General features: G+C 73.5%; 12 protein-coding genes, 5 tRNA genes and 1 pseudogene. 8 read left to right on the top strand and 10 right to left on the bottom strand.

Features of this window, described 5'->3' with window-relative positions; all coding sequences use genetic code 11:
• Positions 1–26: 26 nt before the first annotated feature.
• Entirely contained in the window at positions 27–623 is a 597-nt protein-coding gene (locus AC3CH1_RS30985) for a CGNR zinc finger domain-containing protein (RefSeq protein WP_488465902.1), read from the top strand.
• 48 nt (positions 624–671) lie between these two features.
• On the opposite strand, the gene AC3CH1_RS30980 is transcribed toward AC3CH1_RS30985, so the two are convergent.
• Positions 672–827 carry a hypothetical protein gene (locus tag AC3CH1_RS30980; protein ID WP_164494018.1) on the bottom strand — a complete coding sequence of 52 codons (156 nt, stop codon included), beginning with the start codon at positions 825–827 and terminating at the stop codon, positions 672–674.
• 219 nt (positions 828–1,046) lie between these two features.
• Positions 1,047–1,520: a hypothetical protein gene (locus AC3CH1_RS30975; protein WP_488465901.1), complete on the bottom strand. Its 474-nt coding sequence runs from the start codon at positions 1,518–1,520 to the stop codon at positions 1,047–1,049.
• Between the two features lie 166 nt (positions 1,521–1,686).
• Here AC3CH1_RS30975 and AC3CH1_RS30970 point away from each other — a divergent pair, with 166 nt between their 5' ends.
• Positions 1,687–2,205, top strand: coding sequence for a DsbA family protein (locus tag AC3CH1_RS30970; RefSeq protein WP_488465900.1), 519 nt, complete (start codon positions 1,687–1,689; stop codon positions 2,203–2,205).
• Between the two features lie 49 nt (positions 2,206–2,254).
• On the opposite strand, the gene AC3CH1_RS30965 is transcribed toward AC3CH1_RS30970, so the two are convergent.
• The 3 genes and pseudogenes from AC3CH1_RS30965 to AC3CH1_RS30955 form a co-directional block, all read right to left on the bottom strand.
• Positions 2,255–3,091, bottom strand: a complete 837-nt coding sequence (locus AC3CH1_RS30965) for a GNAT family N-acetyltransferase (RefSeq protein ID WP_488465899.1) — start codon at positions 3,089–3,091, stop codon at positions 2,255–2,257.
• A gap of 77 nt (positions 3,092–3,168) precedes the next feature.
• Positions 3,169–3,989 (bottom strand): annotated as a pseudogene (locus AC3CH1_RS30960) (aminotransferase class IV).
• Positions 3,986–5,044, bottom strand: a complete 1,059-nt coding sequence (locus AC3CH1_RS30955; RefSeq protein WP_488465898.1) for a chorismate-binding protein — start codon at positions 5,042–5,044, stop codon at positions 3,986–3,988. Before AC3CH1_RS30955 ends, AC3CH1_RS30960 begins: the two are co-directional and overlap by 4 nt.
• A 145-nt stretch (positions 5,045–5,189) precedes the next feature.
• Between AC3CH1_RS30955 and AC3CH1_RS30950 the strand changes: the two genes are divergently transcribed.
• From AC3CH1_RS30950 to AC3CH1_RS30930, 5 genes are all read left to right on the top strand, one after another.
• Positions 5,190–5,262 (top strand) — tRNA-Gly (locus tag AC3CH1_RS30950).
• Positions 5,263–5,300: 38 nt separating this feature from the next.
• Positions 5,301–5,374 (top strand) — tRNA-Cys (locus AC3CH1_RS30945).
• Between the two features lies 1 nt (position 5,375).
• A tRNA-Val gene (locus tag AC3CH1_RS30940) sits at positions 5,376–5,447 on the top strand.
• A gap of 36 nt (positions 5,448–5,483) precedes the next feature.
• A tRNA-Val gene (locus AC3CH1_RS30935) sits at positions 5,484–5,555 on the top strand.
• 23 nt (positions 5,556–5,578) lie between these two features.
• A tRNA-Val gene (locus AC3CH1_RS30930) sits at positions 5,579–5,653 on the top strand.
• Positions 5,654–5,766: 113 nt separating this feature from the next.
• Here AC3CH1_RS30930 and AC3CH1_RS30925 read toward each other — a convergent pair.
• From AC3CH1_RS30925 to AC3CH1_RS30915, 3 genes are all read right to left on the bottom strand, one after another.
• Positions 5,767–6,075, bottom strand: coding sequence for a TFIIB-type zinc ribbon-containing protein (locus AC3CH1_RS30925; RefSeq protein ID WP_488465897.1), 309 nt, complete (start codon positions 6,073–6,075; stop codon positions 5,767–5,769).
• A gap of 65 nt (positions 6,076–6,140) precedes the next feature.
• The gene (locus tag AC3CH1_RS30920; RefSeq protein ID WP_488465896.1) at positions 6,141–7,103 is read right to left on the bottom strand and encodes a phosphotransferase family protein; all 963 of its coding nucleotides are present in this window, start codon (positions 7,101–7,103) and stop codon (positions 6,141–6,143) included.
• Positions 7,104–7,440: 337 nt separating this feature from the next.
• A complete protein-coding gene (locus AC3CH1_RS30915) occupies positions 7,441–7,647 on the bottom strand; it encodes a hypothetical protein (RefSeq protein ID WP_215110628.1) in 207 nt (68 codons plus the stop codon).
• Between the two features lie 618 nt (positions 7,648–8,265).
• On the opposite strand from AC3CH1_RS30915, the gene AC3CH1_RS30910 reads away from it, so the two are divergent.
• Positions 8,266–9,600, top strand: coding sequence for a serine/threonine-protein kinase (locus tag AC3CH1_RS30910; protein ID WP_488465895.1), 1,335 nt, complete (start codon positions 8,266–8,268; stop codon positions 9,598–9,600).
• Between the two features lie 28 nt (positions 9,601–9,628).
• Here AC3CH1_RS30910 and AC3CH1_RS30905 read toward each other — a convergent pair whose 3' ends face one another.
• Positions 9,629–10,447, bottom strand: coding sequence for a TrmH family RNA methyltransferase (locus AC3CH1_RS30905; protein ID WP_488465894.1), 819 nt, complete (start codon positions 10,445–10,447; stop codon positions 9,629–9,631).
• A 69-nt stretch (positions 10,448–10,516) separates the two neighbouring features.
• Positions 10,517–11,836: a uroporphyrinogen-III C-methyltransferase gene (gene cobA / locus AC3CH1_RS30900; RefSeq protein WP_488465893.1), complete on the bottom strand. Its 1,320-nt coding sequence runs from the start codon at positions 11,834–11,836 to the stop codon at positions 10,517–10,519.
• Between the last annotated feature and the right edge of the window lie 309 nt (positions 11,837–12,145).

The following is a 12,145-nucleotide window of genomic DNA, read 5'->3' as shown; positions in this document are numbered from 1 at the left end:
CCCGCCGGAAGGCCAGGGAGCGAAGCGTGCTGATCCCTCACGACACCCGGATCGCCCTCGACACGGTGGTCGATCTGGTGAACACCGCACCGGAGAACGAGCCGCCGCGGGACGACCCCGGGGGCGGGCTCGCGGGTGGATCCGAGGACGGTCTCGCCGACATCGCCGCGCTGTACGCCTTCGCGGAGCGGCATCTCATCAGCGGGGTCGGCACGCTCGGCGGGAAGGACCTGACCGCCGTACGCGACGTCCGGGCCCGTTTCGCCGAGGTCTTCGCGGCGCCCGACCCCCGCGCCGCCGCCGACCTGGTCAACCGGCTCGTCGCGGCGGCCGGAACCACCCCCCAGCTCACGGACCACGACGGCTACGACTGGCACGTGCACTACTTCGCCCCGGACGCCTCGATCGCCGACCATCTCGCGGCCGACTGCGGCATGGCGCTGGCCTTCATCATCGTGGCGGGCGAGCAGGAGCGGCTGCGGCGCTGCGAGGCCCCGGACTGCGGGCACGCGTTCGTCGACCTGTCGCGCAACCGCTCCCGGCGCTACTGCTCCAGCCGTACGTGCGGGAACCGCCTCCACGTCGCGGCGTACCGGGCCCGGCGCAAGGAAGCCGCCGGCTGAGGCTCCGCACGGTGGCGCGAGGCGTCACAGCACGAAGGGCGCAAGGCGTCACAGCACGAAGAGATCATGCAGGGCTGCCATCAGCAGCAGGCCCCCGATCACCGTCAGGAAGATCATCAGGGGCGGCTGGGAGAGCGCGAAGAGACAGCCGCGGGGCTCTTCGGCGGGGGGTGCGGGGGCATCGCCCCGGGAAGTGTCCACCATCTCTGGGTGATCATGACGCACCCGCGGCCGTGTTGGCGATCAACCGACTTCATTCCCCCGGGAGTTCACCGTCCCGTGGCCATCGATAATCGCTCCGGCGTACGGGGAGCCGTCAGACATTCGGGCCGGTTGGCCCGAGCACGCGCCCACGAGGGCCGGCCGCCGTCTCGGATGCCGTGCTTCTTCAGATGTCTTGCTTCTTCGGATGCCGTGCTTCTTTCAGATGCCGTGCTTTTTGAGGATCGCCTCGATGTCGCTGAAGTCGTCGCCCGGTGCGGCGGCCTCCTGCTTCTTCTTCGGCTGCGGCTTCGGCTTCGCGGCCGCTGCCGCGGGTCCCGCCGCACCGCCCGCGCCGAGCGAGGGAGCGGAGGCGGCCGGGGCCACCGCCTCGTTCCGTCCTGCCGCCCGCGCGGCCTTGCGTTCCGCGCGGGTGGTGCCGCTGCGGCGCTCGACGGCGCGGGTGGTCATGAACAGCAGCCAGGAGAGGCCGAGCACCCCGAAGCCGAGCCAGACGCTCGGCTTGAAGGCGATCCCGGCGACCCAATCGACGACCCCGGTCAGCACGAGCCCGACCGGGACGAGGGAGTAGGCGGCGATCCTCGTCGCCGTGAGGAACCGCTTGCGGTACGCGGTCACCGCGGCGATGCCGAGGCCGGCCGCCGACACCGCGGAACAGATGGTCTCGGCAAGCATCAGGGCCTCCAGGCGCAGGGGATACGTCCCTTCCATCCTGCACCGGCGACCGCCGTCGGGGCCACGGTGGTCGCCCACCTCAGGGACATCTCAGGGCCGGACTCCTCCCCAGGGGGTGGCCAGGTCCCGGTCGGGTGGCGCCCGCCAGGCCTGGAAGACTGGGCACATGAGCGAATCCTCCCCCGCGGCACCGGTCGTCCTCGACCTCTGGTGCGACCTCGAATGCCCCGACTGCCACCAAGCCCTCGACGATGTGCGCGCCCTGCGCGCCCGGTACGGGGACCGCGTCGAGATCCGGCTGCGCCACTTCCCGCTGGACAAGCACAAGCACGCCTACGCCGCGGCCCAGGCCGCCGAGGAGGCGACGGACCAGGGGAAGGGCTGGCCGTACATCGAGGCGCTGCTGTCCCGCACCGCCGACCTCGGCCGCACGGGCGAGCCGGTACTCCTGGCCGTGGCACGGGAACTGGGCCTGGACGCCGAGGAGTTCGACACCGCGCTGATCGACGGCCGGCATCTGCTGATCGTCGACGCCGACCATGCGGAGGGCAAGGCGATCGGCGTCACCGGCACGCCCACCTATGTGATCGGCGACGAGCGGCTGGACGGCGGCAAGAGCCAGGACGGGCTGCGCGAGCGGATCGAGGAGATCATCGACGGGATCCTGGCCGCACGGGACCGGTAGCCGACCGCCAGCGGCCACCGGTGAGCGGGCAGCAGCGGCCGCCGGGCGGCTACAGCGCCTTGGCCAGGTTGTAGCGGGTCGTCACGTAGCCGAGGGACTCGTACAGCCGCAGGGCCGGGGTGTTGGAGGCGAAGACGTGCAGGCCGAGCCGGTCCGCGCCCCAGGTGCGGGTGATGTCCTCGGCGAGCAGCATCAGGGTCCTGCCGTGGCCCCGGCCCCGGTGCTCCTCGCGCACCTCGACATCGAAGACGAACCCGGCGTCGCCACCGGGCGGCAGCTCCCGGCGGGCCACCCACACATGTCCGACGACCTCGCCCGCGTGCTCCAGCACCTCGAAACGCACCCCGTCGGTCGCCAGTCCGTCCGGCAGGAGGGTGGCGTGGTCGGCCTCGGACTTGAGCCCGGCCTGCTCGGGCGACACGCCGCGGTCGATCCAGCCCTGTGCGTACGCGCCCACCGCGTCCTGCCGCCAGGCGGCGAACTCCTCGTCGCCCATCGCGCGCGAGGTGAGGCCCGCGGGGAGCGGGGCGGTGTCCGGGCCGAGGTCCTTGACCATGTTGCGGCTGTGTTCGGTGTAGCCGAGGGCGGCCGCGAGGCGGCGGGCCGGGTCGTTGTCGGCGGGGACCTCCACCCGCACCCGGGTGCAGCCCCACCCCCGCAGCACCTCCTCGGCGGCGAGCGCGGCGATGGTGCCCCGGCCGCGTCTGCGCCGGGGCTCCTCGACGCCGAGCGAGCGCAGCACCCCGGCGGTCGCGCCGAACGCGTCGTCGGTGCTGATCGAGACGGCGCCGACGGGCCTCCCGTTGTCGCACACGTCGTACTGGCGGGCCCGCGCACCGTCGGGTCCCTGCTGAAGCGGCCCGGACGGCCGGAGTGTCGTGGTCATCAAGGGTTTGTATCCCCTGCGCGAGGCCCCGTCACGCGCTTTTCGGGGCCGCCGGGCCGTGGAGCCGCCAGGGCCCGTTACGGGTCGAGGTCGTCGCCGGCCCGCTCGGCGAAGATCCGCATGGCCTTCGCCGTCACCGGTCCGATCCCGGGGGTCAGCTCGCGGTCGTCGAGGCGGTGCACGGCCTGGACGTCGCGGAGCGTGGAGGTCAGGAACACCTCGTCGGCCTCGGCGAGAACGTCCATCGGAAGATCGGTCTCCTCGGCCCCGGTCCACTCCACGGCCAGCGCGCGGGTGATCCCGGCGAGGCAGCCGGAGGCCACCGGCGGCGTGTGGACGCGGCCGTCCAGGACGACGAACACGTTGGAGCCGGTGCCTTCGCAGAGGCGGTCGGCGGTGTTGGGGAACAGCGCCTCGGACGCACCCCGTTCCCGCGCCCGTGCCAGGGCGACGACGTTCTCCGCGTACGAGGTGGTCTTCAGGCCGGCGAGCGCGCCGCGTTCGTTGCGCGTCCAGGGGACGGTGATCACCGCCGTGCTGTCCGGGCGGCGCTTCACCCCGTCGAGGGCGACGACGAGGCTCGGCCCGTCGGTCCCCCGGTCCGAGCCGAGCGGGGACAGCCCGCCGGTGTAGGTGATCCGCAGGCGCCCCAGGGCGACGGGGTTGGCGTCGATGACCGCGGCGGCCGCGCGGCGGATCTCGTCGTGGTCCGGCTCGGGCAGACCCAGGCCCCGGGCGGACCGGGTGAGCCGGTCGAGGTGCCGGGTCAGCGCGAAGGGCGCCCCTCGCTCGTACGCACCGTCTCGAAGATGCCGTCGCCCACGGTCAGCCCGTGGTCGAGCACCGACAGCCGGGCGTCGTCGGCGTCCCGCAGTCCGCCGTTGACCCAGATCCTCATAGCGCGGTCCTTCCTGTCTCCGGATACGCGCCCGACGCTACAGCGAGCAGCCGGGAGGCCTTGAGTTCGGTCTCGTCCCACTCGCGATCCGGGTCCGATCCCCAGGTGATCCCGGCCCCGGTCCCGAACCGCAGCAGCGGCGCGGGCCCGGTCCGGTCGATCCAGAACGTCCGTATCCCGACGGCGAGAGAGGCCGTACCCCGGTCGGCGTCGACCCAGCCGATCGCACCGCAGTACGGCCCGCGCGGGGTCCGCTCCAGCTCGGCGATGATCCGCAGCGCGCTGGACTTCGGCGCTCCGGTCACCGAGCCGGGCGGGAAGGCCGCCGAGAACAGCTCGGGCCAGCCCGCTCCGTCGGCCAGCCGGCCCCGGACGGTGGAGACGAGGTGGACGAGACCCGGGTGCTTCTCGACGACGCAGAGGTCGGGCACGCTCACGCTTCCGGTGGCGCAGACCCGGCCCAGGTCGTTGCGGACCAGGTCCACGATCATCACGTTCTCCGCGTGGTCCTTGGCCAGCAGGTCGTCCTCGGTCCGGCCGGTGCCCTTGATCGGCCCGGACTCCACGGTCCGCCCGTCGCGCCGGAGGAAGAGTTCCGGCGACGCGGTGGCGACCTCCACGCCGTGGTCCGGCAGCCGGAGCGTTCCCGCGTACGGGGCGGGGTTTCCGCGCGCGAGCAGGGAGGTCAGGGCATCGACGTCGGCGCCGGCCCCGCCGCCGGGGAGCGGTGCGGACAGCACCCGGCAGAGGTTGGCCTGGTAGACGTCGCCCGCTGCGATGTGTTCACGGATCCGACGCACGCCCGCCGTGTAGGCGTCACGGTCCAGCGAGGAGGTCCAGTCGCCGGTGGCGGGCCCGCGCCATGCTCCGGGCACGGGAGGGGGCACTGCTTCCTCGCGCACATCGGAGAAGCGGGCGCAGACGGTACGCCCTTCGAAATCGGCACATACCGCCCAGAAGCCGGATGAGTCGAGAGCTGCGGGATCATGGGTCACATCCTGCAGACCGGAGGCGATGAGGCCGTCGAAACGGGCCAAGGGGGCGAGGTCGGACACGCGAATGAGTCTAGGACGGTCCGCGGTGACCTGCGTCGGGGCGAGGTCACCGCAGCACGCTGCACAAACGCGTTTTTGTACTGGCCCAGGAATCCGCTAGAGTTCAACACGTCGCCGGGACGCGCAAGCGGGCCGGAAACGACAAGCGGACGTAGCTCAGTTGGTAGAGCGCAACCTTGCCAAGGTTGAGGTCGCCAGTTCGAACCTGGTCGTCCGCTCGCAGAAGGTGGGGGATTCTTCCCGAGCCCCCATCCCTGGTGGAGTGGCCGAGAGGCGAGGCAACGGCCTGCAAAGCCGTCTACACGGGTTCAAATCCCGTCTCCACCTCCAAGGACGATTAGCTCAGCGGGAGAGCGCTTCCCTGACACGGAAGAGGTCACTGGTTCAATCCCAGTATCGTCCACTGGTCCGCAAGGATCATCGGTCCGCAAGGATCCCCGCGCGATTAGCTCAGCGGGAGAGCGCTTCCCTGACACGGAAGAGGTCACTGGTTCAATCCCAGTATCGCGCACGCAGTACACGCAGGTTCGCCCTGCGCGATTAGCTCAGCGGGAGAGCGCTTCCCTGACACGGAAGAGGTCACTGGTTCAATCCCAGTATCGCGCACCACCGAGAACCCCCGGCCGTCTCCACGGCCGGGGGTTCTTTCGTCGTACGGTCCGTCCCCTCCGTGTCCCGGTGGCGCGAAGGCCGCTGGGGCACGGAGGGGACGCCCGGAACGATCAGGACGAGAACAGCATCCGGCCGAAGCCCTTCTGGCGGTGGTGGCCGTAGTGCCCGCCGTGCTGGCCGTGCCCGCCGTGCTGCGGCGCGCCCCAGGCGGGGGCGTGGGCGGCGGGCGCGGCCGGATAGGCCTGCGGGGCGGGGGGTGCGGGCGGGGCCTGCTGGGACCACTGGGACTCCAGGCGGGTGAGCGACTCCAGCTCGCCGTAGTCGAGGAATATCCCCCGGCAACCGCTGCACTGCTCGATCTGGACGCCGTTGCGGTTGTACGTGTTCATCTGCGCGTGACACTTCGGACACTGCATCATCGGCTCGGCTCCTCGCCCTCGTTGTGCCGTCGCGGGTATGTCTGCCCGGCGGCGGTCCGTTCACCCTACGACGCGTGGTCGGCGGCCAACTCGGGCGGCAACGTAGCGATTCGGGCACAGGATTCGATCATCAGCTGTTCGAGCTCGTCCGGATCCCGTTGCTCCGCGGCGCACTTGGCCAGGGCGAGCGCCGCCGTCTGCACCGTCAGCGCGCGGGCCGGGACGTCCAGTTCGGGCCAGGGGTCCCCGCCGGCGGGTACCGCGGGTCCCCCGGCGGACCGGTAGGCGGCCAGGAAGGCGGACCAGTCCTCGGGGGCCAGGAGTCCGGCGGCGTACCAGGCGGCGGGGCGGCCGAGGTCCCAGGCCGGGTCACCCGCCCCCGCGTCGTCCACGTCGATGAGCAGCCAGGGCCCGTCCGGAGCGGGGTGGCGGACGAGCTGGCCGAGGTGCAGGTCCCCGTGGCACAGGAAGCCGGCCCTCCGGGAGGGTGCCGGGGCCTCGTCCCGGGCCCAGGCCGGCAGGGCGCGCCACCCGGCCAGCACGGGCAGGACGGCCGGGTCGCCGGGAAGCGCGGCGCGCATCCTGGCGACGGCCCGCGCGGCCTTGGCCGGTCCACGCATCGGCGGAAGCCGGAACGGGGGCTCCGTCCGGTGGAGGCGGGCGAGCAGCACCGCCGCCTCGGCCCAGGGGGCCGCGTCGGGGTCGGTGGGGTCCACGGGCGCGCCGAGCGGCCAGAGGGTGACCGGGCGGGCACCACGACCGGCGGGCGGCGGGACGGTCAGCGGCGGGAGCAGGATCCCGGTGAGCTGCGGGGCGGCGGCCAGGGCGATCCGGGCCGCCAGCGCCTCCCGGTCGGTGTCGGCCGCGTGGGCCTTCGCGACGATCGCACCGCTGCGGACGACCGTGCCGTCGGGCCGGTCCGCGAGGACCTGCGGCGGCTCGCACACGCAACGCGCCCCGGCGGGGTGGGAGAGCCGGTGCGCCAGGGTGCCCAGGTCATGGACGACTGAGGTCTGGGTGGTGGTCAACGGCTCCCCCGGCGGCGGCGGTCGGCCCGGCCGTGGCACCGGTCCCGCCGTGAGCGTAACGCGAGAGCCGCCGGGGAACCGACCGGTCCGGGAAGCCACTGCCTGGGCCGGAACGCCGCGACACACCTCCCCGGGGCCGGGACGCCAGGGCAGGTCCCGGGCGGTCGGTGCTGGATGCGTCGGCCCGGCGGGGAGACGCACGGGCCCGGACAGCGCGATGCCCGGTCAGCTCCCCAGCTGACCGGACAAACGCTGCCGTCCGCCGCACCCCCGTCCCCACGGGGCTGTTGGCCGGATGTGCGGGTACCGGACCGCTCTTCCGGACCCCGGGCGCCGCTCAGCGCCCCAGCATCACCGCCACGGACGACGCCTGTGTGACCACCGCTTCCCAGCCGCCGAAGACGACCGCGAGCAGGGCCGCCAGGGGAAGGACCATCGCCGTCGCCACCAAGGGGTGACGGGTGCCGGACGAACGGGTGCCGAACGCGGCGTACGCCCTGCGTCCCTGCGTACGGACCATGGTCCGCGCTGCCGTGTCCGACATGGTTCCTCTCCTGACCTGATGGGGAGCGGCGGGCGTGTGACCTCGGGGGACGAGTGCTGCGCCCGCCGCTTGACCTCAACATTAGGTAACCGGCGAGCACGGGGCGTCATGCCCGCGTACCTAATCCCGGGCCTCCCGGAGGATGAGCCGTCGTCTATCGGCGTACTCCCCTGGGTGGAGACGGACCACCGGAGGTTGGGGTCATCCCGGAGGGGACACCCGGGCCCGTCCGGCACGCTTCCGGCTGCCTGTCGGCCTGCCCGGGGGGCGTGGGCGGCGGGTGACTTCACTCACGCCCACCACCACAGCGGGCTGCCGCAGCGGGGCCGACGCCGCTGCGGGACACCGCCGCCCCGGGGGCGCGGGCGGTGGTCACGGCCTCCGTGACGGCCGCGCCCCGGCGTTCCCGCGGTGGTCCAATGTCCCCTGCCCGGCGGGCCTTTGAGCGGACCGATCGGCCGAGCGGCCCGGATCCACCGCGCCCTGCCCCCTCTTCACCTCTCCCGCCCGGCACGGACAATCGAATCCCCCGCGAGGGCGCGGCCTCTGAGCGCGCCGGGCGCGGGGTACGTAAGCTGTGCCTCGTCAGGCGGACCAGGCAGCGGGGATGGGCAGACGATGGCGATGATGCGGCTCCGGCGCGAGGACCCGCGTCTCGTCGGCTCGTTCCGGCTGCACCGACGGCTCGGCGCGGGCGGCATGGGCGTCGTCTACCTCGGCTCCGACCGTCGCGGCCAGCGGGTGGCGCTCAAGGTGATCCGGCCCGACCTGGCGGAGGATCAGGAGTTCCGTTCGCGGTTCGCGCGCGAGGTGTCGGCCGCCCGACGGATCCGCGGCGGCTGCACGGCCCGGCTGGTCGCCGCCGATCTGGAGGCGGACCGCCCGTGGTTCGCGACGCAGTACGTGCCCGGCCCCTCGCTGCACGACAAGGTCGCCGAGGAGGGTCCGCTGGCCGCCGCCGAGGTCGCCTCGATCGGGGCCGCGCTCTCCGAGGGTCTGGTGGCGGTGCACGAGGCGGGGGTGGTCCACCGCGACCTGAAGCCGTCGAACATCCTCCTCTCCCCCAAGGGCCCCCGCATCATCGACTTCGGCATCGCCTGGGCGACCGGGGCGAGCACGCTCACCCATGTCGGTACGGCGGTGGGGTCGCCCGGCTTCCTCGCGCCCGAGCAGGTCCGGGGCGCGGCCGTGACGCCCGCGACGGACGTCTTCTCGCTCGGCGCGACACTGGCGTACGCGGCGATGGCCGACTCCCCCTTCGGGCACGGCAGTTCCGAGGTGATGCTGTACCGCGTCGTGCACGAGGAGGCGCAGCTCCACGGGGTGCACGACGCGTTGGCCCCGCTGATCAGCGCCTGTCTGGCGAAGGACCCGGAGGAGCGGCCCAGCACGCTGCAACTGTCCATGCGACTCAAGGAGATCGCGGCGCGCGAGGCGCAGGGGCTGCACGAGAGCCGGCCGCCCGCCCAGCGCTCGGCCCAGGAAGCCGACCGGCCGACCGGCCGGATGGCCGACCCGTACGCCGATCAGCACACCCGCCGCTCGGAGGGCCCCTCCGCCTCGCGCCCCCAGCCGGGCAGGCGCGGCACGCCCGCGCGTTCGGGGCCGCCGCGCACCGGTGGCTCGCGCCCTCAGCAGGCTTCGCGCGACACGACGCGCTCCGGGAAGCGGCAGGGGGCCCCGGCCGGGACGAACGGCCGGCCGGGGACCCGCTCCGGGGGGCGCTCGACCTCTGCGGGGCGGCGTCCGGCCAATCCGCGGCTGCTGCGCCAGCGGCTGGTGGTGTTCGTCGTGGTGACGCTGCTGGTGGCGCTCGGCATCGCGGCGGCGCAGGGCTGCCAGGGGCCCGCGCGCGGGGTGGGCGGCGGGACCGGGACCGGGACCGAGCAGCAGTATCGGGTGCCGCAGACGCCGACACAGGCGCAGGCCGGGCAGGAGCCGCGGTCGTCCTGACGCCGGGACCGGCCGGGGCCGGCCGTGCTCAGCTCTCCGGCCGTCCCGTGGCCACCGCGTAGAAGGCGACGGCCGCCGCCGCGCCCACGTTCAGTGAGTCGACGCCGTGCGCCATCGGGATGCGGACCCATGCGTCGGCGGCCCTCAGAGCCCGCGTGGACAGCCCGTCGCCCTCCGCGCCGAGCATCAGCGCCACCCGGTCCAGTCGGTGCGGGGCCGCCTCGTCGATGCTGGTCGCCTTGGCGTCCGGGGTGAGGGCGAGGAGCCGGAAGCCGGCCTCCCGTACCCCTTCCAGCGCCTTGGGCCAGGCTTCGAGCCGGGCGTAGGGGACGGAGAAGACCGCGCCCATGGAGACCTTGACCGAGCGCCGGTAGAGCGGGTCGGCGCAGTCCGGGGAGAGCAGTACCGCGTCCATGCCCAGGGCCGCCGCGCTGCGGAAGATGGCACCGATGTTGGTGTGGTCGTTCACCGATTCCATGATCACCACCCGGCGCGCGGTGGCGAGCAGTTCGTCGGATGCGGGCAGCGGCTTGCGCTGCATGGAGGCGAGCGCACCGCGGTGGACGTGGTAGCCGGTGACGCGTTCGGCCAGATCGGGGGCGACGGCGTACACCGGGGCCGGGACCTCGTCGATGACGTCGCGCATGACGTCGACCCACTTGGCCGAGAGCAGCATCGACCGCATCTCGTACCCGGTCTGCCGGGCGCGACGGATCACCTTCTCGCCCTCGGCGATGAAGAGGCCTTCGGCGGGTTCGCGTCGTCGTCGCAACTCGACGTCGGTGAGGCCGATGTAGTCGCTCAGCCGAGGGTCGTCGGGGTCGTCGACGGTGATGAGTTCTGCCACAGGGTGATACTGCCTTGTCCGGTGTGTGGTGCCAACGCCTGGGATGAAGGTGGGTAACCGCGGGTTACTTCACGCCCGGTCGACCGAGCGGTCCCGGCCGGTCCCCGGTGCGGAGTGCGGGCCGACCGCGACGACCTCGCCGATGACGATCACGGCGGGCGGGCGCACGTCCTCGGCGACCGCGCGCTCGCCGACGTCCGCGAGGGTCGCGTCGACCCGGCGCTGAGTGGCAGTGGTGCCCTCCTGGACGAGGGCGACCGGCGTGGCCGGGTCCTTGCCGTGGGCGATCAGGGCGGCGGCGATGGCGCCGATCTTGTCGACGGCCATCAGCAGGACGAGGGTGCCGCGCAGCCGGGCGATGGCCTCCCAGTCGACCAGCGAGCGCGGGTCCTCGGGGGCGACATGGCCGCTGACCACGGTGAACTCATGGGCGACGCCCCGGTGGGTGACCGGGATGCCGGCCGCACCGGGGACGGAGATGGTGCTGGAGATCCCGGGCACGACCGTGCAGGGGATGCCCTCGGCGGCCAGCGCCTGGGCCTCTTCCATGCCGCGGCCGAAGACGAACGGGTCGCCGCCCTTGAGCCGGACCACGGACTTGCCCGCCTTGGCGTGCTCGATGAGCGCCTGGTTGATCGCCTCCTGGGCCATGAACCGCCCGTACGGGATCTTCGCGGCGTCGATCACCTCGACGTGCGGCGGGAGTTCGTCGAGCAGGTCGCGGGGGCCGAGGCGGTCGGCGATGACCACGTCGGCCTCCGCGAGGAGGCGACGGCCGCGCACCGTGATCAGGTCCGGGTCGCCGGGGCCGCCGCCGACGAGCGCGACGCCGGGGGCGCGGGTGCGGTGGTGCGGGGCGGCGAGGGTGCCGTCGCGCAGGCCCTCGACGATCGCGTCGCGGATGGCGGCGGAGTGCCGGGGGTCACGGCCCTGCGAGGTGGTGGTGAGGACGGCGACGGTCACGTTCTCGCTGCGGCCGGTGGCCGGGGTCCAGGCGGTGGCGGCCTCGGCGTCGTCGGCCCGGACGCACCAGGTGCGGGTGCGTTCTGCCTCGGCCGAGGCGGCGTCGTTGGCCGTGGTGTCGGAGGAGGCGATCAGGGCGTACCAGGTGTCGGCGAGGTCGCCGTCCTGGTAGCGGCGGCGCTCCCAGCGGATCTCCCCGGCGTCCGCCATGGCCTCGACGGAGGGCGTCGCGGAGGGGGAGACCAGAGTGATGACGGCCCCGGTGGCGATGAGCTGCGGCAGCCTGCGCTGCGCGACCTGGCCGCCGCCGACGACGACGACGCGGCGGCCGTGCAGACGCAGTCCTACGGGGTACGCGGGGTGGTCGGCGTGACCTGCGCGGTCGGCGTGACCTGCGTGCTCGGCGTGGTCTGCGTGCTCGGCCATGGCGGTACGGGCTCCTCGTGCGGGTGCTGCGTAGGGGCCGCTGCGGCGGTGGAGCGGCTGTGACGTGCGAAAGCTGAGGTCTGGGTCGGGAACACGATACGGGGTGGGGGGCGCCTGCGGCGGGCCTGTCCCCTACCCCGCCCCTTCCCGGAACCGGGGCTGCGCCCCGGGCCCCCTCTCGTCCTCAATCGCCGGACGGGCTGGGGTTCGGGGCTCCGCCCCGGACCCCGCTCCTCAAACGCCGGAGAGGCTGGGGGCAGGCGACCAGGGACGGGGTGCCTGGGTGGGCGACCGGGGGCGGGCGACCGG

The organism is Streptomyces sp. MGP-P1, from assembly GCF_057766565.1.
Note: the sequence above shows the minus strand (reverse complement) of the source record. Positions and strands in the feature narration are given on the sequence as shown.

What these genes read in the sequence shown, in the direction of transcription:
- AC3CH1_RS30925 (WP_488465897.1), bottom strand. Translation starts at nt 6,075, where the DNA reads ATGATGCAGTGTCCGAAGTGTCACGCGCAGATGAACACGTACAACCGC.
- AC3CH1_RS30910 (WP_488465895.1), top strand. Translation starts at nt 8,266, where the DNA reads ATGGCGATGATGCGGCTCCGGCGCGAGGACCCGCGTCTCGTCGGCTCG.
- AC3CH1_RS30970 (WP_488465900.1), top strand. Translation starts at nt 1,687, where the DNA reads ATGAGCGAATCCTCCCCCGCGGCACCGGTCGTCCTCGACCTCTGGTGC.
- AC3CH1_RS30975 (WP_488465901.1), bottom strand. Translation starts at nt 1,520, where the DNA reads ATGCTTGCCGAGACCATCTGTTCCGCGGTGTCGGCGGCCGGCCTCGGC.
- cobA (WP_488465893.1), bottom strand. Translation starts at nt 11,836, where the DNA reads ATGGCCGAGCACGCAGACCACGCCGAGCACGCAGGTCACGCCGACCGC.
- AC3CH1_RS30965 (WP_488465899.1), bottom strand. Translation starts at nt 3,091, where the DNA reads ATGACCACGACACTCCGGCCGTCCGGGCCGCTTCAGCAGGGACCCGAC.
- AC3CH1_RS30915 (WP_215110628.1), bottom strand. Translation starts at nt 7,647, where the DNA reads ATGTCGGACACGGCAGCGCGGACCATGGTCCGTACGCAGGGACGCAGG.
- AC3CH1_RS30980 (WP_164494018.1), bottom strand. Translation starts at nt 827, where the DNA reads ATGGTGGACACTTCCCGGGGCGATGCCCCCGCACCCCCCGCCGAAGAG.